This window comes from Pseudomonas sp. CCI3.1 (assembly GCF_034313985.1).
GTDB lineage: Bacteria > Pseudomonadota > Gammaproteobacteria > Pseudomonadales > Pseudomonadaceae > Aquipseudomonas > Aquipseudomonas psychrophila.
The window spans coordinates 1,901,665-1,924,099 of the sequence record NZ_JAVIWO010000001.1; the positions used below are offsets into that span (position 1 = coordinate 1,901,665).

19 protein-coding genes are annotated in these 22,435 nt (G+C 57.8%); 14 read left to right on the forward strand and 5 right to left on the reverse strand.

Translation table 11 applies throughout. The features are described from left to right. Positions 1-179: 179 nt before the first annotated feature. A complete protein-coding gene (locus RGV06_RS08700) occupies positions 180-827 on the forward strand; it encodes an AP2 domain-containing protein (RefSeq protein WP_019822326.1) in 648 nt (215 codons plus the stop codon). On the opposite strand, the gene RGV06_RS08705 is transcribed toward RGV06_RS08700, so the two are convergent. From RGV06_RS08705 to edd, 4 genes are all read right to left on the reverse strand, one after another. Then, on the reverse strand, positions 796-2,256 hold the full coding sequence (locus RGV06_RS08705) for an ATP-binding protein (protein WP_019822324.1): 1,461 nt from the start codon (positions 2,254-2,256) through the stop codon (positions 796-798). The two genes, RGV06_RS08700 and RGV06_RS08705, sit on opposite strands and share 32 nt — an antisense overlap. After that, positions 2,246-2,977 (reverse strand): response regulator, encoded by a 732-nt coding sequence (locus RGV06_RS08710; protein ID WP_019822322.1) that lies wholly within the window; start codon positions 2,975-2,977, stop codon positions 2,246-2,248. The genes RGV06_RS08705 and RGV06_RS08710 overlap by 11 nt, the downstream gene beginning before the upstream one ends. A 116-nt stretch (positions 2,978-3,093) precedes the next feature. Further along, positions 3,094-4,050, reverse strand: a complete 957-nt coding sequence (locus RGV06_RS08715; protein ID WP_198820977.1) for a glucokinase — start codon at positions 4,048-4,050, stop codon at positions 3,094-3,096. Continuing rightward, the gene (gene edd, locus RGV06_RS08720) at positions 4,047-5,873 is read right to left on the reverse strand and encodes a phosphogluconate dehydratase (RefSeq protein ID WP_322149821.1); all 1,827 of its coding nucleotides are present in this window, start codon (positions 5,871-5,873) and stop codon (positions 4,047-4,049) included. The genes RGV06_RS08715 and edd overlap by 4 nt, the downstream gene beginning before the upstream one ends. Before the next feature lie 209 nt (positions 5,874-6,082). Between edd and gap the strand changes: the two genes are divergently transcribed. From gap to RGV06_RS08755, 7 genes are all read left to right on the forward strand, one after another. After that, a complete protein-coding gene (gene gap / locus RGV06_RS08725) occupies positions 6,083-7,084 on the forward strand; it encodes a type I glyceraldehyde-3-phosphate dehydrogenase (RefSeq protein WP_019822319.1) in 1,002 nt (333 codons plus the stop codon). Positions 7,085-7,088: 4 nt separating this feature from the next. After that, positions 7,089-7,553, forward strand: coding sequence for a methylglyoxal synthase (locus RGV06_RS08730; protein ID WP_019822317.1), 465 nt, complete (start codon positions 7,089-7,091; stop codon positions 7,551-7,553). 165 nt (positions 7,554-7,718) lie between these two features. After that, positions 7,719-8,237, forward strand: a complete 519-nt coding sequence (locus RGV06_RS08735) for an RNA polymerase sigma factor (RefSeq protein WP_046808867.1) — start codon at positions 7,719-7,721, stop codon at positions 8,235-8,237. 51 nt (positions 8,238-8,288) lie between these two features. Continuing rightward, positions 8,289-9,257 (forward strand): FecR family protein, encoded by a 969-nt coding sequence (locus RGV06_RS08740; protein ID WP_037031625.1) that lies wholly within the window; start codon positions 8,289-8,291, stop codon positions 9,255-9,257. A 118-nt stretch (positions 9,258-9,375) separates the two neighbouring features. Then, positions 9,376-11,973 (forward strand): TonB-dependent receptor, encoded by a 2,598-nt coding sequence (locus RGV06_RS08745; RefSeq protein WP_322149823.1) that lies wholly within the window; start codon positions 9,376-9,378, stop codon positions 11,971-11,973. Between the two features lie 111 nt (positions 11,974-12,084). After that, complete coding sequence (locus RGV06_RS08750; protein WP_019822313.1) at positions 12,085-12,693, forward strand: biliverdin-producing heme oxygenase; 609 nt, start codon at positions 12,085-12,087, stop codon at positions 12,691-12,693. Positions 12,694-12,748: 55 nt separating this feature from the next. After that, positions 12,749-13,150, forward strand: a complete 402-nt coding sequence (locus RGV06_RS08755; protein WP_019822312.1) for a YbaN family protein — start codon at positions 12,749-12,751, stop codon at positions 13,148-13,150. A gap of 152 nt (positions 13,151-13,302) precedes the next feature. Here RGV06_RS08755 and arcD (RGV06_RS08760) read toward each other — a convergent pair whose 3' ends face one another. Then, positions 13,303-14,730, reverse strand: a complete 1,428-nt coding sequence (gene arcD / locus RGV06_RS08760) for an arginine-ornithine antiporter (protein WP_019822311.1) — start codon at positions 14,728-14,730, stop codon at positions 13,303-13,305. A gap of 455 nt (positions 14,731-15,185) precedes the next feature. On the opposite strand from arcD (RGV06_RS08760), the gene arcD (RGV06_RS08765) reads away from it, so the two are divergent. The 6 genes from arcD (RGV06_RS08765) to RGV06_RS08790 all read left to right on the forward strand — a co-directional run bounded on the left by arcD (RGV06_RS08765) (position 15,186) and on the right by RGV06_RS08790 (position 22,152). Further along, positions 15,186-16,613 (forward strand): arginine-ornithine antiporter, encoded by a 1,428-nt coding sequence (arcD, locus tag RGV06_RS08765; RefSeq protein WP_019822310.1) that lies wholly within the window; start codon positions 15,186-15,188, stop codon positions 16,611-16,613. Between the two features lie 33 nt (positions 16,614-16,646). After that, positions 16,647-17,903, forward strand: a complete 1,257-nt coding sequence (arcA, locus tag RGV06_RS08770) for an arginine deiminase (RefSeq protein ID WP_322149824.1) — start codon at positions 16,647-16,649, stop codon at positions 17,901-17,903. A 77-nt stretch (positions 17,904-17,980) separates the two neighbouring features. Next, entirely contained in the window at positions 17,981-18,991 is a 1,011-nt protein-coding gene (locus tag RGV06_RS08775; protein WP_019822306.1) for an ornithine carbamoyltransferase, read from the forward strand. A 124-nt stretch (positions 18,992-19,115) separates the two neighbouring features. Further along, complete coding sequence (gene arcC, locus RGV06_RS08780) at positions 19,116-20,045, forward strand: carbamate kinase (RefSeq protein WP_019822303.1); 930 nt, start codon at positions 19,116-19,118, stop codon at positions 20,043-20,045. Positions 20,046-20,099: 54 nt separating this feature from the next. Then, positions 20,100-20,459 carry a DUF5064 family protein gene (locus tag RGV06_RS08785; protein WP_019822301.1) on the forward strand — a complete coding sequence of 120 codons (360 nt, stop codon included), beginning with the start codon at positions 20,100-20,102 and terminating at the stop codon, positions 20,457-20,459. Between the two features lie 184 nt (positions 20,460-20,643). After that, complete coding sequence (locus RGV06_RS08790) at positions 20,644-22,152, forward strand: sigma-54-dependent transcriptional regulator (protein ID WP_019822300.1); 1,509 nt, start codon at positions 20,644-20,646, stop codon at positions 22,150-22,152. The last annotated feature ends 283 nt before the right edge of the window (positions 22,153-22,435 follow it).

Genomic DNA, 22,435 nt, shown 5'->3' on the forward strand with positions numbered 1-22,435 from the left:
CTGCTTTCCTGTAAGCCCTAAACAGGGCCTTACAGACAAGTAAGGTATTTTCCGCGTTGCTTGTAGGACGCATCCCGAAGTCGTTTTCCCACGTTGAACCTGTAAAAAACTTCAGCGAGTCTGCAACACATCGCCACGATTCAAGAACGGATGCCGGCCCCCATCAGGAGATGAGACTCATGCAAAAATATCGCAAAACGGCCCAGAACCACTGCTTCATTTGCGTGCTTGAATACCCGGACGGCTGCCGCTACGCCTGGAAGCTGGATATCCGGCGCTCAGGCAAGGTACATGTCCACCACTTCGACTTCGCGGAGTATGGCGGCGAGGCTGCTGCATTGAAGGCGGCCGAAAACGTGCGCGACCAGTTGGTGCTGACAATGCCCCAGGCCATCACCTATGAAAATCGCCAGCGCCTGACTTCCCACAACACCAGCGGGCACCCCGGGGTCTATCGGGTGCACGCCAACCATATCCATTACTGGCGCGCGACATCCCGCATTCACGGTTACAACCTGAGCAAGAGTTTTCGTGTTGATCGGTATGGCGATGACGAAGCCAAGCGGTTGGCGCTGCAAGAGCGCGAGAGGCAGTTAACCCTGTGCAACGAGCCCTATGACATCGCCATGGAAAAACTGCAGCAGCACTTCAGCCAGACCAGCAGGCGGGTGCGCGAAAACCGTATTAACGCTGCGATGAGCAGTCACCGACTGCCCAAACCCCTGATTGAAGAGACACCCGAGCGCCCTTTGGAACCCTTGCTGCCCATCAGTGCCGAACAGGCGAGCCAGTCGATCAGTCGCCATTTCGCGGCAAGTACAAAGTGACCCGCAGACCGCCTACACGCAGGTTTTGCAAGCTCACTTCACCGCCGTGGCTATGGGCAATGCTGCGGGCAATTCCAAGCCCCAGCCCGTAACCCTGCTGCTGCCCGGCCAGGCGGAAGTGAGGCTCAAACACTTGCTCCAGACGCTGTTCAGGTACGCCCGGCCCCTCGTCATCGACGGTGAGCACAAAGGCCTGGTCATTGTCATCGATACGCAAGTGGGCGTTGTTGCCGTATTTGAGCGCGTTGTCGATCAGGTTGCCCATGCAGCGGCGCAGCGCCAGTGGCTTGCCCGGGTAAGGCCTGAGGGCCCGCCCCTGCAGCGTTACACGACCGTTACCTTGGGGGAGCAAATAGGGTTCGATCAAACAATCGAGCAGATGATTCAAGTCCACCGCCTCGATGTTTTCGTGAATATCTGTATCTTTCACGCATTGCAGAGCGCCTTTGACCAGCATCTCCAGCTCATCCAGATCGCGGCCGAACTTGTGCTGCAATTGCTCGTCTTCCAACAGTTCGACCCGCAGGCGCAAGCGGGTGATGGGCGTGCGCAAGTCATGGGAAATGGCGCTGAACAATTGACTGCGCTCGGTCAGGTAACGGCTGATGCGAGCACGCATGCTATTGAAGGCACGCCCCACCTCGACCACCTCACTGCCACCCCCGATCTCGACCGGTTTGACCTCTTCTTCACCCAGAGACATATCTCGCGCCGCTCTGGCCAGACGCTTGAGTGGCCGGCTTTGCCAGTGCACCAGCAAGCCGATGAACAACAATAAAAAAACGCTGCTAAGCACGATAAACCACACCTGCAATGCCGGCAGCCCTTCTTCCTCAAGGCTGGTGTAGGGCTGCGGCAACAGGGACGCGATATACAGCCACTCGCCGGGCACCATCTGAATTTGTGTAACCAGCACCGGCGGATTGACCGGTTCAAGTGTCAACGCAAAATGCGCCCAAGAGCGCGGCAACTCATCGAGCTTCAGGCCCGCATTGAAAATGCGCAGGTCTTGGGGGCTGACGAATGTCACCGACATGTCGACATTGGGCCCCACCGCCTCGCGCAGCACTTTGTCCACAGCGTCCAGCACGGCCTGCTTGCGCTGGGTCGGTGGCAATACCGGCATGTCCAGGGGCTTGTCATTGAGGCTCACGACAAACCGTGTTCCGCCCATGCTGCGCAATTGATCCAGTACCAGTGGTCGATAGGCCAGCGGCAAGGAACGCAGGTAGGTCACGGTCGCATTCATCGAGTGCGCCATGCTGCGCGCACTGTTGACCAGCCCTTCAAGTTGGGTGGTGCGCAACTGCGACAACCAGATCGCACTCGACAGGGTTTGCGCCAGCAAAATGGCCAGCAACGTCAGCAGCAACATGCGCCCCAGCAACGAGCGGGGCATGTGCAATTTGCGCAGAAAATTAAAGGTCATTGCCGGACGAAACCTGAGCCGCCAATTGATAGCCGCTGCCACGAACGGTGCGAATCAACCGGGGGGGTTTGTCGGTGTCGCGCAGACGCTGGCGCAAGCGACTGACAGCCATGTCGACAATTCGGTCCAGGGGCATCAGGTCTCGGCCCCGGGTCGCATTGCCGATGGTGTCACGATCAAGAATCTGTTGCGGGTTATCCAGAAACAGCTTGAGCAACGCGAAATCGGCCCCGGACAAAATCACCTCTTCGCCATCGGTATGAAACAGTCGATGGGTCACGGTGTTCAATCGCCACTCCTCAAAAGCGAGCACTTCGTTGCCCCAACTTGTATTGGCAAATTGCGCTCGACGAAGTAATGCCTTGATTCGTGCCAGCAGTTCGCGGGGGCTGAAGGGTTTACCCAGGTAGTCGTCGGCGCCCAGTTCAAGGCCAATGATGCGGTCCGCTTCATCTGAACTGGCGGTGAGCATGATGATCGGGATCTGGGCAAAACGTGGATGCTGACGCACCCATCGGCACAGGCTGAAGCCATCTTCGTCGGGCAACATGACATCGAGGATCAGCAGGTCACTTGCGTCCCCATCAAGTGCTTCACGAAAGCCCGCCCCATCGCCCACGGTACGCACCTGAAAACCGGCGCGGGTGAGATAGATATCAAGCAGTTCTCGAATTTCCTGGTCATCATCGACCAGCAAAATGGATTTGCCGGGAGTGCTCACAGTGATGTTCCTTATTGTTTTTATCACGTCTGTGGGAGCGGACTTGTTCGCGATGCAAGCGACTCTATGCCTGCGCTATCGCGAGCAAGCCCGCTCCCACAGTGTGTGCATGGCTTTTAGCCAAATGCCTGTTGCAACGCCACTCCCGCGCCGATCAATCCCGGATACGGCGCTGTCACCAGCCACACCGGGATCCCCTTGAGGTAGTCGCTCATGCACCCTTTGTCGGCAAAACTGCGGGCAAAGCCGCTGGCCAGGAAAATATCGGCAAAGCGCGGGATGACACCGCCCACGATATACACCCCGCCACGCCCACCGATGGTCAGCACATTGTTACCCGCCACACGCCCCAGCCAGCAGCTGAAGTGCTCCAGCACCTGCAGGGCAACCGGATCACCGGCCAGGGCCGCTGCCGTGATTGCACGGTCGCTGTCCAGCACCGGCGTATGGCCATCCACCGCGCAAATCGCCCGATAGACCCGCGGCAAACCGTTGCCGCTCAAAATGCTTTCAGCACTCACATGCCCGATTTCGTTGTAGATGTGCTGCCACAACTGCACTTCACGGGGGTTGCTCATGGGCAGGTCAACGTGACCACCCTCCCCCGGCAAGGCCATCCACTGTGCCTCACCCAGGTTCAGCAAGGTGCCCACGCCCAGCCCAGTTCCCGGCCCGATAACCACGGCGGGTCGTGTCGGATCCGGGATGCCAGGGCACACCTGGCGTACGTCTTCAGGTTGCAGCCGGGTCATGCCCAGGGCCATCGCGCTGAAGTCGTTGATCAACAGAAGATTGTCGACCTGCAGGTCCTTACAGAACCCCGACCGGCTCAAGCGCCAGTGGTTGTTGGTAAAGCGAAACTCATCGCCACTCACGGGACCTGCCACTGACAGGCACACCGAACCTACAGCACCCAAGGCCAGATCCAGGTCGCTCAGATAAAGCTTGATGGCTTCTTGCGGGCAGGCGAAATCAGCTGTTGCCAGCACACGAACCGAGCGCAGCTGGTCGTTATCCCACAACGCAAACCGGGCGTTGGTTCCGCCAATGTCACCGACCAGTGCGAGCTTCATTTCAGATTTTCCAGAGACGAGGTAAAGGTACTCGCGCCCTGCTCGGCCGAACTGAAAGCCTGACGCATGAACGCAAACAACTCACGCCCGGACCCAACGGCATTATCCAGAGTGCCGATTGCCGGGGTGCGCGCCGCGAATTCTGCCTCATCCACCAACAGTTGCAATGTTCCTTTTACGCCGTCCACGCGAATCATGTCGCCGTCCTGAACCCGCGCCAGGGCGCCGCCGATCGAAGCTTCCGGACTGACATGAATCGCTGCCGGGATCTTGCCCGAGGCGCCTGACATGCGTCCGTCAGTGATCAGTGCCACTTTAAAGCCCCGATCCTGCAGTACACCCAGGAACGGCGTCATCTTGTGCAGCTCGGGCATGCCATTGGAACGCGGGCCCTGAAAACGCATCACGGCCACAAAGTCGTGTTCCAGCTCACCTGCCTTGAACGCGTCGGCCAGTTGTTGCTGATCCTGGAACACCCGTGCCGGGGCTTCGACGATTTGATGCTCAATCGCTACCGCCGAGACTTTCATCACGCCGCGGCCAAGATTGCCTTCCATCACCCGCAAGCCACCCTCGGCCGAGAACGCACGTGCAACCGGACGCAAGATCGTCTCGTCGAGGCTTTCGATCGGGCCTTCGCGCCAGACCAGTTCACCGTCTACCAGGAACGGTTCACGGGTGTAACGGCTCAGACCGAAGCCCGCTACCGTGTTGACATTTTCGTGGAGCAAACCGGCTTCCAGCAGTTCACGAATCAGGAACGCCATACCGCCTGCGGCCTGGAAGTGGTTGATATCGGCCTTGCCGTTTGGATACACGTGGGACAGGGTCGGCACCACTTCGGACAGGTCCGCCATGTCTTGCCAGGTCAGCTGAATGCCCGCGGCCATCGCAATCGCCGGCATATGCAAGGTGTGGTTGGTCGAGCCGCCGGTGGCATGCAGCGCAACAATGGAGTTCACCAGGGAGCGCTCGTCGACGATTTCGCCCAACGGGGTGAAGTCGCCATTTTGCTTGGTCAGGCGAGTGACCTGATGAGCGGCTTCGCGGGTCAGCGCATCACGCAATGGCGTGTAGGGATTGACGAAAGAAGCGCCCGGCAAGTGCAGGCCCATGACCTCCATCAGCAACTGGTTGGTGTTAGCGGTGCCGTAGAACGTACAGGTGCCCGGGCTGTGATAGGACTTCATCTCCGACTCAAGCAGCTCTTCGCGGCTGGCCTTGCCTTCAGCGTAACGCTGACGCACGTCGGCCTTTTCCTTGTTGGAAATACCCGACGGCATCGGCCCGCCCGGCACAAAGATGGTAGGCAGATGACCAAAGCGCAGTGCGCCCATCAACAGGCCCGGCACAATCTTGTCGCAGATCCCCAGCATCATTGCTGCATCGAACATGTTGTGGGACAGCGACACGGCCGTCGACAGCGCAATCACTTCACGGCTCAGCAGGCTGAGCTCCATGCCCGGCTCGCCCTGGGTCACGCCATCGCACATGGCCGGCGTGCCGCCTGCGAACTGGCCCACCGAGCCAATTTCGCGCAACGCTTTTTTGATTTGTTCAGGAAAGTGCTCGTAGGGCTGATGCGCCGACAACATGTCGTTATATGACGAAACAATTGCGACGTTGGCGGCGTTCATCATCCGCAGGCTGTTTTTATCTTCAGTGCCACACCCTGCCACGCCGTGGGCGAAGTTGGCACATTGCAACTTGCCGCGTTGCGGGCCGTCACTGGCGGCGCCGCGAATAAGCGTCAGATACGCCTCACGGGTTGCGCGACTGCGGGCAATAAGACGCTCGGTGACTTCAAGAACGCGGGGATGCATGTGTTGAACTCCAGGCTAACGGATGTGGCGACCTGTACGTGTCCTATGCTGACCGAAGGGCTTTTAGGAGCGACTTCAATCATTCGGACCCGTTGATTCAGGTCACTCGTTGTAGATAAAACAAAATATTGCCACTTAAATGGCTTGTTTTCTATTTTTATGCGAATAATCTTGTAATTCCAACAACAAATCGATGGCAGGCGCTTTCCATGACTCTACGAATCGCAATCAATGGTTTTGGCCGAATCGGCCGTAACGTCCTGCGCGCACTGTATACCCAAGGCTACCGTCAGGACCTGCAGATCGTCGCTATCAACGATCTGGGTGACAGTTCGATCAATGCTCATCTGCTGAAGTACGACACGGTTCACGGCACGTTCGACGCGACGGTCGAGCATGACCAGGAGAGCCTGACGGTCAATGGCGACCGCATTAGCGTGACCGCTATTCGCAACCCGGCTGAACTGCCATGGGCGGCACTTAAAGTCGATGTGGTGTTTGAATGCACAGGTTTGTTCACAGATCGCAGCAAAGCTGAAGCGCATATTAGCGCTGGTGCCCGTAAGGTGATTATCTCTGCGCCTGGTAAAAATGCCGATGCGACTGTGGTCTATGGTGTTAACCACGACATTCTGCGCCAATCCCACCAAATTATTTCCAATGCTTCCTGCACCACCAACTGCCTGGCACCTGTGGCGCAAATCCTGCACCGCGAGTTCGGCATTGAAAACGGCCTGATGACCACCATCCACGCCTACACCAATGACCAGAACCTGACCGACGTTTATCACTCGGACCCGTACCGTGCGCGCTCGGCCACCCAGAACATGATCCCGAGCAAAACCGGTGCAGCCGAAGCGGTTGGCCTGGTATTGCCTGAGCTGGCCGGCAAGTTGACCGGCATGGCCGTGCGGGTTCCAGTGATCAATGTATCGCTGGTTGACCTGACTATTGAACTCAAGCGCGAAACCACCGCAGCTGAAGTCAACGCGCTGTTCAAGGAAGCCAGCCAGCATTCCAAGGTACTGGGTTACAACACCCTGCCGCTGGTATCGAGCGACTTCAACCACAACCCGCTTTCGTCGATCTTCGACGCCAATCACACCAAGGTCAGCGGCAAACTGCTGAAAGTACTGGCCTGGTATGACAACGAGTGGGGCTTCTCCAACCGCATGCTCGATAACTGCCTGGCGCTGTGCAACGCGGAGTAACGCGATGATCGGTATCAGCTTCACTACAGCCACCCTGGCAGCGCGCAAGCGTATCGCCCTGGTGGCTCATGATCATTGCAAGGGATTCTTGCTGGATTGGGCCGAGCGACACACCTCGGCACTCAGCCAGCACAACCTGTGCGCCACTGGCACCACGGGCCTGTTACTGAGTCAGCGCCTTGGACTGCCGATCGAAAGCATGATCAGCGGCCCGCTGGGCGGCGATCAGCAGGTCGGTGCCCAGATCGCCGAGCAGCGGGTCGACATGCTGGTGTTTTTCTGGGACCCGTTCGAACCCCAGCCCCACGACCCGGACATCAAGGCGTTGTTGCGGGTGGCTGCGGTTTGGAACATTCCAGTGGCCTGCAATGAATGCAGCGCCGACTTCATGCTCAGCAGCCCGCTGATGAGCCAGCCCCATGAACACCGCATCCCGGACTACAACGCGTACTTGAAGGGCCGAGTTTAGGTTTTTGGTGGGAGCGAGCCTGCTCGCGAAGACGCGCTATCGTCTACAACCTTCGCGAGCTGGCTCGCTCCCACCAGAACGATTTCACGTCATTTCAAAACAGCGCTTGACCAACAGTACAGATGATAAGCATTATCATTCGCTCAAAACCGGTCGGGTAGCACTGTGAGTCAGTCCCACTTCAATCAAGTCTTCCTGACCCAGCGGGTCACCTTGCTGCGCACGCTGGAGCGGATGGTCAATAACCACAGCACCGCTGAAGACCTGCTGCAAGAGACCTACCTGCGCGTGACGCGCGCCTTGAGCGAGCGTTCCGTCGAACACCTGGAACCCTTTGTTTTCCAGACCGCACGCAACCTGGCGCTTGATCATCTGCGCGCCCGGCGCATTCAGTCACGCACAGTGGTCGAAGATGTGCCACTGGACGTCATTGAAGGCGTCGCCTCCCCTCTCAGCACCCCGGAAGAAGACCATCAAGCCGCGCAATTACTGGAGCGTTTGAGTGTGAGCCTGAGCCAGCTAAGCGCCCGTCAACAGCGGATTTTCATCCTGAGCCGTCTCCACGGCTGCAGTTATCAAGAGATTGCCGAAGAGCTTGACGTTTCATTGAGCACGGTTCAAAAGGAACTCAAATTAATCATGGCAATCTGCATCGGGGTAGCCGACAGACTTAATCGCCCTTAACCTTGACTGGCGACGCCTGTACGAACGCTCTGAAACTGCCAAGGAACATCCGTGACGGACACTCACCAATCAGCTGCGCCTGAAGAGGCGCAAAACATGCTGCAAGACAGCGCCATGGATCAGGCACTGGACTGGCTGATTACCCTTGAGTGTGCGAGCAACGAACAAAAAGCCGCCTTCGATAACTGGCTCAATGCCGACCCTGCCCACGCCCATGCCTTTGCCAAAGCCAACGCAATCTGGAATGGAGAACCGGTGCTGGCTGCTGCGCAAACCCTGCAAACCCGGCGCGCCCCCAGCCTGTTGCGTCGCATCGGGCGGCACTGGAAACACCTGGCAACAGCGGCGGTGGTGATTATCTGTGTCGGCAGTTACAGCAACGTGCCCTTGCGACTGCAAGCCGATCATCTGACCGTGGTCGGCGAGCGCCAGCGCCTGCAGCTCGAAGACGGTTCAAAAGTGCTGCTTAACACCAACTCTGCGTTCTCCAGCAAAGTGGTCAACGCCCAGGCCAGCGCCCGCCTGTACCAAGGCGAGGCGTACTTCGAAATCCCGGCCGACCTGGAACTCCCTATGGTGCTCGATGCAGGCCCCGTGCGTGTCAGCGTGCGCGATACCGACTTTGCAGTGAGCTACCTCAATGGCGAAGCGCAAGTGCGGGTGCAACGCGGCGATGTTGATTTACGGGTAAGCAGTGCTGGCACGCAAATGCGCTTGTCAGCCGGTAACAGCGTGCGCATTGGCCCCAACGGATTCAGCAAGACCGCCAGGCTCAACCCCCAGACCGATCTGGCCTGGGTTCAGGGGCGTCTGGTGTTTGAAAACTGCCCGATGGGCAAAGTACTGGATGAAGTGCGACGCTATTACCCCGGATGGATCGTGAGCAACAACGACAAACTCGCCAGCATTGCAGTGACCGGAAATTACCGGCTCGATCAACCGCTGGATATCCTGCGCTCACTCGCCCACATCACCTCGAGCAACATCTCGGAATTCCCCGCGCTGGTCATTCTCAATTAGTTGTAAGTTTTTTTACGCGATAGCCACAGGTCGTTCGTCTCGTTGTAGTCAATGCAACTGATTCGCATTTTGAATCAGCTTCGCAACTATAAGATTCGTTCACCACGGAGCGCTATCAATGCCCACTCGTTTCAACAGCCGGTCCTCATCCAACGTCCGCACGGGCGGTTTGCAACAGTGCACGTTGTCGTTGTTGACCGCTGCCATGCTCCTGGCCGGTGTACAGGCGACTCCCGTCCTGGCAGCGACCGATGAGCAGCCGGCCACCCGCTCCGTGGGCAATTACAAATTTGCGATTTCCCAGCAGCCGCTGGCGTCTGCCCTGAACGACTTCAGCGCCGTCACTGGCTGGCAGGTCGGCTTGCCGGCAGAGCTTGCGCAGAATGTTTCCTCGCCCGGCGTACGCGGCTCCCTGCCTCCGGAAAAAGCCCTTGAACGCCTGCTCATCGGTACCAACCTGGGCTACCGCAAACTGGGCAGCAACAACATTGTCCTGGAAAAGCGCAGCAGCTCCACCGGCACCCTGGCCTTGCAACAAGTGACCATCAGCGCCACTCGCCAGGAACAGGACGTGAACTCGGTGCCCAGCACCGTCACCGTCCATGACCGCCAGGAGCTGGACCGCGATAACGTCAATAACATCAAGGATCTGGTGCGTTATGAGCCGGGTGTGTCGGTAGGTGGCGCCGGTCAGCGCGGCGGCATCAGCAACTTCAACATCCGCGGCATCGACGGCGACCGGATCCTGACCCAGATTGATGGCGTTGAAATCCCCAGCTCGTTCTTCAACGGCCCTTATGCCAAGACCCAGCGCAACTACGTCGACCCGGAGATCATCAAGCGCGTCGAGATCCTGCGTGGCCCGGCGTCGGTGCTGTACGGCAGCAACGCCATCGGCGGTGCCGTCAGCTACTTCACCCTGGACCCGGATGACATTATCAAGCCGGGCCAGGATGTCGGTGCCCGCCTGAAAACAGGCTACAGCTCGGCCGATCGCAGCTGGCTCAAATCCGGTACCGTGGCCGGTCGTTCGGGTGAGTTCGATGGCCTGCTGCACCTGAGCCAGCGCGACGGGCATGAAACCAAGTCTTACGGCGATCACGGCGGCACCGGCCTGTCCCGTACCGCGGCCAACCCTGAAGACGTGAAAACCACCAACGTGCTGGCCAAGGCAGGTTGGAACTATAACGATGACGATCGCCTGGCCTTTACCTACGAGAAGTACAAGGACCGCTCGGATATCGATTTGAAAAGTGCTGTCGGCGGCCCGTTCAACAATGGCCAACCCCTGGGCATGTATCGCTCCCGAACAGGTCAGGACACCATTACTCGCGAACGTTTCGGTGTGGAAAACAGCATGGTTCTGGATACCGTGCTGACCGATCACTTTAAGTGGAGCCTGAACTACCAGATCGCCAAGACCGACCAAAACACCCTGGAAAATTACTTCCCGTTCACCCGCAATGTGATGCGCTCGCGCAACACCAAATATGAAGAAAAAATGTGGGTCCTGGACGCCCAGGCGGATAAAGCTTTCCAGATTGCCGACACCGATCACTTGCTGACCTACGGCGCCACCGTCAAGCACCAGAACGTCACCGGTTCACGCAGCGGTTCAGGTACTTGCCTGGCAGTAGGCAGAGGGTGCACGGCTGTCGGGGCCAATAGCCCGAGCGATTATCTGGTCAAGTCCAGTGACTTCCCCGATCCAACCATCAACACCTACAGCCTGTTCGCCCAGGATCAGATCAGCTGGAACGACTGGACCTTTATGCCGGGCCTGCGCTACGACTACACCAAGCTGACGCCGCACATCACCCAGGAATTTCTCAATACCGTCAACAGCGACCAGCGAGGCACTGTGAACGATGACGACAAAGTCTGGCATCGTCTGTCGCCCAAATTTGGCGTGACCTACGCGTTCAACGACAACTACACGTGGTACGGCCAATACAGCGAAGGCTTCCGCACCCCAAGCGCCAAAGCCTTGTATGGCCGCTATGACAACCTGCAGGCGGGTTACACGGTAGAGCCAAACCCTGATCTGGAACCGGAAAAAAGCAAAAGCTACGAGACTGGCCTGCGCGGCAACTTTGATGCCGGCTCATTCGACGTCGCGGTTTTCTATAACAAATACCGTGATTTCATCAATGAAGACGCCATCACCCCCGGCTACAACGAACTTGCGTTCCAGACCAACAACATCAAGCACGCCACCATCAAGGGGGCTGAAGTCAAAGGCCGCTTGAATCTGGACGCCTTCGGCGCGCCGCAGGGTCTCTACACCCGCGGTTCGATGGCTTATGCCCACGGTCGTAATAACGACACCGGTCAACCGATCAACAGCGTCAACCCGCTGACCGCCGTCATGGGTCTGGGCTACGAGCAACAGAACTACGGTGGCCTGGTGAGCTGGACACTGGTCAAGAGCAAAAATCAGGTCGACGACAGCACCTTCTTTACCCCGGACGGCACCAGCAAACAGTTCAAATCGCCGGGCTATGGCGTGCTGGATCTGACCGGTTTCTACAAGGTCAGCCAGGACGTCACCGTCAACGCTGGCCTGTACAACCTGACCGACAAGAAATACTGGAACTGGGATGACGTACGCGGTTACGACAGTGTGGGTGAAGCCGGTGTGCTGAACCCGGCCAATATGGAGCGTTTGACCGCTCCGGGCCGCAACTTCGCGATCAATCTGGTCTGGGATATCTGACCGCGCGCCTCACTGCGCAGACTTTTGTACTGCGCAGTGAGGATTTTTTACTGTGATCCGTCTTCCTGATCGTCTAGTTACAAAGTGCATCTCATTCTCAAGGATATTGGCATGACCACTCCAGATTCCGCACCGCGTCCTTCCGAGCGCTCCAAGCGCCTGACCCTCGCCACCCGTGAGACTCACGACACCCTGGGCGAGAAGGTCATGGGCCGCGATCCCTTTGGCAGCCTCGAAAACTACACCCACTTTGCGACCGCCCAGTATCTGTTCCTGACCGAGCTGGCAGCGCTGCATACCGATCCACGCCTCACTCAGCACATCCCTAACTTGCCTGAGCGCTGCCGCGCAGCTCAAATCAAGGCAGACCTGATCGACCTGGGCGTAGAACTGCCGGCACCTGTTACCGGCGCGGTTAATGCACCGAGCAAGGCACAGGCACTGGGTTGGGTGTTTGTGTCCGAAGGCTCCAAACTGGGCGCGGGCGTACTGATCAAGCAAGCCCGTCTGCTGGGCCTCAGCGAAACCCACGGTGCCCGTCACATGGGCGAACCTGCCGAAGGCCGTGGTCGTAACTGGAAGAGCTTTATCGAAATGCTCGACAGCGTCGAACTCACCCCAGAGGAAGATGCCGAGCTGGAACAAGCCGCCAACGATGCTTTCAGCCGCTTTACCTTCCTGCTGGAACAGACCTACGTGAAACAGCCAGAACTGGCTTAAGCTTGTTGCCCGGCCAGCACTCGCTGACCGGGCGTCCTTTACGCGTCTTGAGCTTATGACCCGCCAAACCCAATCCTCGTCGAAAATCGCGCGTATCCTGTTCGGCTTGCTGGCCTACGTGAGCCTGGGCATTGGCTTGATCGCGATTGTGATTCCCGGCCTGCCGACCACTGAATTCATTTTACTCGCCGCCTGGGCCGCGACCAAAAGCTCCCCACGCCTGAGTGCCTGGTTAGAAAACCATCGATTATTTGGCCCGATTCTGACCCATTGGCGCAACGGTAAAATCATCCAGCGCAAAGCCAAAGTGAGCGCCACCCTCAGCATGCTGCTCTGTGCAGGATTGATGCTGTACGTGCTCGATCACGACTGGCCTGTGTTCCTTGCCATTGCCGGCATGAGCATGGGTAACCTGTGGATCTGGTCGAGGCCGGAAAGCTTGCCAAGTACTTCGTAGCAGCTGCCGAGCCTGCGAGGCTGCGTCCGGCGGCGAAGCCGTCGTAAAACCAGAATCCCGTTTTAACCTGACACAACGAAGTTGCCTGACTTTACGACGGCTACACCGCCGAACGCAGCCTCGTTCCTTCGGCAGCTGCTACCAAAGACAAATCATAAGGATATTGCTCCGCTGTAGAGCGCATACGCCGCCCCCAGTGCTGCGATCAACACCGCCGCAAAAATGACTTTTTCCCAGGACTTGAACAGCACTTCGCCCTGCTCACGCTTGGCCTTGGCAAAGAAGATTATCCCCGGGGCATACAACAATGCCGACAGCAGCAGGTACTTGGGCCCGGCGGCATACAGAAGCCACATCGCATAGATCAGCGCTATCCCCCCCACCACCATGTCCTTGATGCGCCGGCGGCTCGCCTGCTCGTAAGTCTCCCCCCGCACGCACAGCAGCACCGCATAGGCTGCCGACCACAGATAAGGCACCAGAATCATCGACGACGCGAGGTAGATCAGGCTGGTGTAGGTCCCCGCTGACACCAGGGTAATCACCAGAAAAATCTGGATCATGGAATTGGTCAACCACAGGGCATTGACCGGCACATGGTTGACGTTTTCTTTTTTCAGGAACGCCGGCATGGTTTTGTCCCGGGCCGTGGCATACAGAATTTCAGCGCACAACAATGCCCACGACAACAACGCGCCCAGCAGCGAAATCGCCAGCCCGATGCTGATCAGGATCGCGCCCCACTCCCCCACCACATGCTTGAGCACACCGGCCATCGACGGATTCTGCAGGTTCGCCAGCTCTGGCTGACTCATGATCCCCAGCGACAGCACGTTCACCAGTACCAGCAAAGCCAGTACCCCAAGAAAACCTACTACCGTAGCCTTGCCGACATCCGAGCGTTTTTCCGCACGACCCGAGTAGACACTGGCGCCTTCGATACCGATAAAGACAAACACCGTGACCAGCATCATGTTGCGCACCTGGTCCATCACGCTGCCCAGGCTGGGCGTTTCAGTGCCCCAAAAGTCCCGGGTAAAAATATCCGCCTTGAAGGCCACGGCGGTGAGCACGATAAACATGACAATCGGCACGATCTTGGCAACTGTGGTCAGCTGGTTGATAAACGCTGCCTCCTTGATCCCGCGCAGCACCAGAAAGTGCACGCCCCACAGCAACAGCGACGCACAGCCGATGGCAACAGGCGTGTTGCCCTGACCAAACACCGGAAAAAAATACCCCAGGGTGCTGAACAGCAACACGAAGTAGCCCACATTCCCCATCCAGGCACTGATCCAGTAGCCCCAGGCGGATGAGAAGCCCATGTAGTCACCAAACCCGGCCTTGGCGTAGGCATACACCCCCGAATCGAGTTCCGGCTTGCGATTGGCAAGGGTCTGAAACACGAAGGCCAGCGCCAGCATCCCTACCGCAGTGATCGTCCAGCCGATCAATACGGCACCACCCGCAGCACGCTCGGCGATATTTTGTGGCAGCGAAAAAATCCCGCCGCCGATCATCGAACCCACCACCAATGCGATCAAGGCGTTTAGCCGAAGCTTCTGCGTCTGTTGCGACATCGCCACCTCTGAGTGTGCTGTTTATTTAAACTCATCATTATCGGAATTAAAGCGTTCACCGACTAATTATAGGTACCCGCCGAACGTTCAATAGGGTTGCGCAATAAGCCAGCCGTTACTAATAACGTTCTTTTCTATTGAAGCCTAAAAAACAGTTCACATATAGATGACGATTTAATTTCATCGACCGTTTCATGAAACATGGACGTGACATTTGCAAATCTGAAAATACTGGCTAGCTTCAATCTCCACGACAACGCGATTAACCGACCTATTAATACCTGAAAACACCTCTGGCGTAAGGCTTTCAGGAAGCGTCATAAAAATACGTCATCGCGACCTTCCCCGCTCTACTAACAATGGAATGTAGTAATGCCCTGATCTATGTCAAATGGCTTGATTATCAATGGACTTAACTTCGAAGCCTCACTTCTCCTAGATTGGAGTCACTACAAATGTCTGATACTCCTGGAAAACTGCGACTGGGTGCGCTGGTTGCTCTGGTAGTCGGCTCAATGATTGGCGGCGGTATTTTTTCATTGCCGCAAAACATGGCCGCCAGTGCCGATGTAGGTGCAATCCTGATCGGCTGGGCAATCACCGCAGTCGGTATGCTGACCCTCGCTTTTGTGTTCCAAACCCTCGCCAATCGCAAACCTGACCTGGACGGTGGTGTCTACGCCTACGCCAAGGCCGGCTTCGGCGATTACATGGGTTTCTCATCCGCCTGGGGCTACTGGATCAGTGCCTGGCTGGGTAACGTCGGCTACTTCGTGTTGCTGTTCAGTACCTTGGGCTACTTCTTCCCGATCTTCGGCGAAGGCAACACCCCCGCCGCCATCATCGGCGCGTCAATCCTGCTCTGGGCCGTGCATTTCCTAGTACTGCGCGGGATCAAGGAAGCTGCGTTCATCAACCTGGTCACGACCGTTGCCAAGATCGTACCGCTGGTGCTGTTTATCCTGATTGCCATCTTCGCGTTCAAACTGGACATCTTCACCAGTGACATCTGGGGCGTAAAAAACCCGGACCTGGGCAGCGTGATGGACCAGGTGCGCAACATGATGCTGGTCACCGTGTGGGTGTTCATCGGCATCGAAGGCGCAAGCATCTTCTCTTCCCGTGCCGAGAAACGCTCCGACGTGGGCCGCGCAACCGTGATCGGTTTTATCACCGTGCTGCTGTTGCTCGTACTGGTGAACGTGCTCTCGCTGGGCATCATGACTCAGCCTGAGCTGGCAAAACTGCAGAACCCGTCGATGGCGGCCGTGCTTGAGCATGTTGTCGGTCACTGGGGTGCGGTGCTGATCAGCGTCGGTTTGATCATCTCTCTGCTGGGTGCCCTGCTGTCCTGGGTGCTGCTGTGCGCCGAGATCATGTTCTCGGCCGCTAAAGACCACACCATGCCGGCCTTCCTGAAAAAGGAAAACGCCAACCATGTACCGGTCAACGCCCTGTGGCTGACCAACGCCATGGTGCAACTGTTCCTGATCATCACACTGTTCTCGGCCAGTACTTATCTGTCGCTGATTTACCTGGCGACCTCGATGATCCTGGTGCCTTACCTCTGGTCTGCGGCCTACGGCTTCCTGCTGGCGGTGCGCGCCGAGACTTACGAGAACGCCCTGGCTGAACGCAAGAAAGACCTGATCATTGGTGGCATCGCGCTGATCTACGCCATCTGGCTGATCTATGCCGGCGGCCTCAAGTACCTGCTGCTCTCGGCCTTGCTGTACGCACCTGGCGCCATTCTGTTCGCCAAGGCCAAGCGAGAAAGCGGCCAACCTGTTTTCACCAACATCGAGAAAGTGATTTTTGCCGCAGTAGTGATCGGCGCCCTGGTGGCTGCCTATGGTCTCTACGACGGTTTCCTGACCCTGTAACAACCTGTTTGTGTACTTTGGAGGATGACTGTAATGACCACGGAAAAAGTGAAGTACGGCGTGCATTCCGAAGCCGGTAAGCTGCATAAGGTTATGGTGTGTTCCCCAGGCCTGGCTCACCAGCGCCTGACCCCAAGCAACTGCGATGAACTGCTGTTCGATGACGTGCTGTGGGTCAACCAGGCCAAGCGTGACCACTTCGACTTCGTCACCAAGATGCGCGACCGCGGCATTGATGTGCTGGAAATGCACAACCTGCTGACCGATATCGTCGCCCTTCCAGAAGCATTGGACTGGATCCTGGACCACAAAGTGACCCCCAATCAGGTGGGCGTGGGCCTGGTCAACGAAGTCAAATCCTGGATCAAGAGCCTTGAGCCACGCCAGGCGGCCGAATACCTGATCGGCGGCGTGTCGGCAGACGATCTGCCGGACAGCTTCGGTGGCAAGACCATCCAGATGTTCCGGGACTTCCTGGGGCACACCAGTTTTATCCTGCCACCACTGCCCAACACCCAGTTCACCCGTGACACCACCTGCTGGATTTACGGTGGCGTAACGCTGAACCCGATGTACTGGCCTGCGCGTCGTCAAGAAACCCTGTTGACCACCGCGATCTACAAGTTCCACCCCGAGTTCACCAACGCCGAATTCCAGATCTGGTACGGCGACCCGACTGTCGACCATGGCAACGCCAGCCTTGAAGGCGGCGACGTAATGCCGGTCGGTAACGGTGTGGTACTGATCGGTATGGGCGAGCGTACTTCGCGTCAGGCCATCGGCCAACTGGCGCTGAACCTGTTCAAGAACAAAGCCGTAGAACGCATCATCGTGGCCGGCATGCCCCGCTCCCGCGCCGCGATGCACCTGGACACCGTGTTCAGCTTCTGCGACCGCGACCTGGTGACCATCTTCCCTGAAGTCGTGAAGCAGATCGTTGCCTTCTCCCTTTACCCGGATGACAAGAAACAAGGCGGCATCGACGTGCGACGCGAAGAAGGCAGCTTCCTCGAAGTCGTTGCGCACGCCCTGGGCCTGAAAAAACTGCGTGTCGTCGAAACCGGCGGCAACTCCTTCGCGGCAGAACGCGAGCAGTGGGACGACGGCAACAACGTGGTGGCGCTGGAACCTGGCGTGGTGATCGGTTACGACCGCAACACCTACACCAACACCCTGCTGCGCAAGGCTGGCGTTGAAGTGATCACCATCAGCGCTTCCGAGCTGGGACGCGGCCGTGGCGGCGGTCACTGCATGACCTGCCCGATCGTACGTGACCCAATCGACTATTAATTCACTCAAATGATTGCTTGCGGCGGCCCCCACAAGGGGCGGCGCAAGCCGGTTATCGAAAAACCCAGGAGATCCCCATGGCGTTTAACATGAAAAACCGCAGCTTGCTGAGCCTTGTGCACCACACTCCACGTGAGCTGCACTTTCTGCTGGATCTGTCCCGCGATCTCAAGCGCGCCAAGTACACCGGTACTGAAGAGCCGCACTTGAAAGGCAAAAATATTGCGCTGATCTTCGAAAAAACCTCGACCCGCACCCGTTGCGCATTCGAAGTGGCGGCCCACGACCAGGGCGCACACGTGACGTACATCGACCCGGTTTCCTCGCAAATCGGTCACAAAGAAAGCATGAAAGACACCGCCCGCGTTCTGGGCCGCATGTTTGATGCCATCGAATACCGTGGTTTTGAACAAGCCATTGTTGAAGAACTGGCCAAGTACGCTGGTGTACCGGTTTTCAACGGCCTGACCGCTGAATTCCACCCGACGCAAATGATCGCCGACGTATTGACCATGCGTGAACACAGCGACAAGCCGCTGCATAACATTAGCTATGCGTACCTGGGCGACGCCCGCAACAACATGGGTAACTCGCTGCTGCTGATCGGCGCCAAACTGGGCATGGACGTGCGCATCGCGGCCCCCAAAAGCCTGTGGCCAGAAGAGTCGTTCGTGAAGCAGTGCCAGGAATTCGCCAAGGAAAGCGGTGCCAAAATCACCCTGACGGAAGACCCTAAAGCTGCCGTCAAAGGCGTGGACTTTATCCACACCGACGTATGGGTATCGATGGGCGAGCCGGTCGAAGCCTGGAACGATCGCATCAAACTGCTGCTGCCTTATCAGGTCAACAGCGACATGATCAAGGCTGCAGAAAACCCGCGCGTGAAGTTCATGCACTGTCTGCCTGCGTTCCACAACTGTGAAACCAAAGTCGGCAAGGACGTGGCCGAGCACCATCCAAACCTGAAAAACGGTATTGAAGTGACCGAGGAAGTGTTTGAGTCCCCCGTCAACATCGCCTTTGAGCAAGCTGAAAACCGCATGCACACGATCAAGGCGATTCTGGTAGCGGCACTGGCTGATATCTAAGCCTGGCCCACCGTAGTTATGTGCACGCATAACTACGGTGGGAGTGAGCCAGCTCGCGAACGAGCTTCGCGAGCTGACTCGCTCCCACACAAGGCCCTCTCACACTTCAATAAGGATATTTTTTATGCGTATCGTCGTTGCACTGGGCGGTAACGCCCTCTTGCGTCGCGGCCAGCCCATGACCGCAGAGAACCAGCGCGAAAACATCCAGACCGCTACCGCCCAAATCGCCCGCATTGCCCACGGCAACGAGCTGGTAGTGGCCCACGGCAATGGTCCCCAGGTTGGCCTTCTATCGCTGCAAGCCGCCGCCTACACTGCCGTCGCTCCTTATCCGCTAGATGTGTTGGGAGCTGAAACCGAAGGCATGATCGGCTACATGATCGAGCAAGAACTGGGCAACCTGCTGCCACCAGAGGCGCCTTTCGCCACGCTGCTGACCCAGGTTGAAGTCGATCCTAAAGATCCTGCGTTCCAGAATCCGACCAAACCGATCGGGCCGGTCTATAGCGAAACCGAAGCCAAGAGCCTGGCCGCTGAAAAAGGCTGGAGCATTGCTCCTGACGGCGACAAGTTCCGTCGCGTGGTCGCCAGCCCGAAACCCAAGCGCATCTTCGAAATTCGTCCGATCAAATGGCTGCTGGAAAAAGGCACCATCGTGATCTGTGCCGGCGGTGGCGGTATCCCTACCATGTACGGCGAAGACGGTAAGCTGCGGGGCATTGAGGCGGTGATCGACAAGGACCTGGCGTCCTCGCTGCTGGCCCAACAGCTGGGCAGCGACCTGCTGGTGATCGCCACCGACGTGAATGCGGCCTTTATCGACTGGGGCAAGCCAACCCAGAAGGGCATTGCCCAGGCTCACCCCGACGAACTGGAAAAGCTCGGGTTTGCATCGGGCTCAATGGGGCCCAAAGTCGAAGCTGCTTGCGAGTTCGCCCGCAAAACCGGCAAGACCGCAGTGATTGGCGCACTGGCGGATATCGAAGCAATCGTTCAAGGTAAGGCCGGTACTCGCGTCAGTACGGAAAAATCGGGTATCACTTACTACTGAGTCCCAGGGCAGGCCCTGGGCCTGCCCTTTCCCATAGCATCAAGGAGTAACCCTATGGCCTCGTTCGAACCCGGTCACCTGCATATCCACCGTGAACCGCTGCAGCCGGGCGACTTTGGGTATGACATCAAGATTGATTACCAGGTCGTTCAGGATCCCAAGGAAGGCAAGTCGATGCAGTTCGACATGCATGGCCAGATCAACAAGAAGGACTTCAAAGAGTCGTTCACCCTGCCCAAGGACATGGCTTTCAATTTTGCCCATGACGCATTCCAGATTGCCGTAAAGCACGGCATTCCAAGAACCGCAGACATCCGAGCGATGCACGGTTACTACGACAAGATGTTTTCAGACGTATTGGCCCAGCTCAACCACAAGCCGGGTGACCCGATCAAACCAGAACATCTGGAGTAATTCAGCCGCTTGATGGTGGCTGCGCTTTTGTGGGAGCGGGCTTGCTCGCGATGCAGGCAACGGGGTTTTATCGCCAGACCGCGCTGATGCCATCGCGGGCAAGCCCGCTCCCACGGAATTTCACCTATCTCCCCCACCAAGGCATACTGGCCATCCCCGCTGGCCAGAAGTGTCTGTAGTTCCCATGCGTATCCATGTCAGTTTCATCGACCGTGTCGGCATTACCCAGGAAGTCCTGGCACTGCTGGGCGGGCGTAACCTCAATCTGGATGCGGTGGAGATGGTCCCGCCCAACGTATATATCGACGCCCCGACCCTGAGTCCGCAAGTGCTCGACGAACTGCGAGAAGCGCTGTTCGGGGTCAAGGGTGTGCAGACCGTGACCGTGGTCGATATCCTTCCCGGCCAACGCCGCCACCTGCAACTCGATGCCCTGCTCGCCGCCATGACTGATCCGGTACTGGCACTGGACAGCGAGGGCCATGTGCTGCTGGCCAACCCGGCACTGGTGGCGCTGTATGGCCATGAACCCACCGGCGAAAGTATCGGCGAGCTGTTCACCGACCCCGGGTTGCTGGACGTGTTGCTGGAAAACGGCTTTCGCCTGCCATTGCGCGAAGTCACGCTTAACGGCCACCCGTTGATGCTCGATGCCACTCCCATCACCGATGCGGGTGCCCTGCTGACCCTGTATCAACCCAGTCGCATCGGCGAGCGCCTGGCAGCGCTGCACCATGATCACGCTGAAGGCTTTGATGCACTGCTTGGCGACTCACCTGCCATTCGCACGCTTAAGGCCCGGGCACAACGCGTGGCGGCCCTGGACGCGCCCTTGTTGATCCAGGGTGAAACCGGCACCGGCAAAGAACTGGTCGCCCGCGCCTGCCATGCCATCAGTGATCGATTCGCCGCACCGTTCCTGGCCCTCAACTGTGCCGCACTCCCAGAAAATCTGGCCGAAAGCGAACTGTTCGGCTATGCCCCCGGTGCCTTCACCGGCGCACAGCGTGGCGGCAAGCCCGGGCTGATGGAACTGGCCAACCACGGCACGGTGTTCCTCGACGAAATCGCTGAAATGTCACCCTACCTGCAAGCCAAGTTGCTGCGTTTTCTCAATGATGGCAGCTTCCGCCGGGTGGGAGGCGAGCGCGAGGTCAAGGTCAATGTGCGTATCCTCAGCGCCACTCACCGCAACCTCGAAAAAATGGTCAACGAGGGTACGTTTCGCGAAGACCTGTTTTACCGCTTGAACGTGCTCAACATCGAAGTGCCGCCCCTGCGCGAGCGTGGTCAGGATATTTTGCTGCTGGCGCGCACCTTCATGCAGCAGGCCTGCACCCAGATTCAGCGTCCGGTGTGCCGTCTGGCACCGGGCACCTACCCGGCCCTGCTGGGCAATCGCTGGCCCGGCAACGTGCGCCAACTGCAGAACGTGATCTTTCGTGCAGCGGCCATTTGTGAAAGCAACCTCGTCGACATTGGCGACCTGGACATCGCCGGCACCTCGGTTGCACGGCAAAGCGATGGCGAGGTAGAAACCCTGGAGCACGCCGTCGAAACCTTCGAAAAAGCGCTGCTGGAAAAGCTCTACGTCAGCTACCCCTCGACCCGACAACTGGCCACTCGCCTGCAAACCAGCCACACCGCCATTGCCCACCGGCTGCGCAAATACGGGATACCGGGTAAGGCCTGAGCATTCCCAGCCCCTGCTAGTGGGAGCGAGCCTGCTCGCGATTGAATCGACACGGCTTCGTTGAAAGAACGCGTCGCCTGCATCGCGAGCAGGCTCGCTCCCACGAATGCCCCCATCGACTGTATTGATATCACTCCAGTGGAGCGATATCGATACACGCCCTCTAAACCTCAGCTATGCAAGGCTTTGATCCCCTTGGATTTTTTTAGGGTCTTGCGGCTGTATCGATATCGCTACAGCGCCTTTCCCCAAATAACACCAAATAACTACCAAGCAATTGATA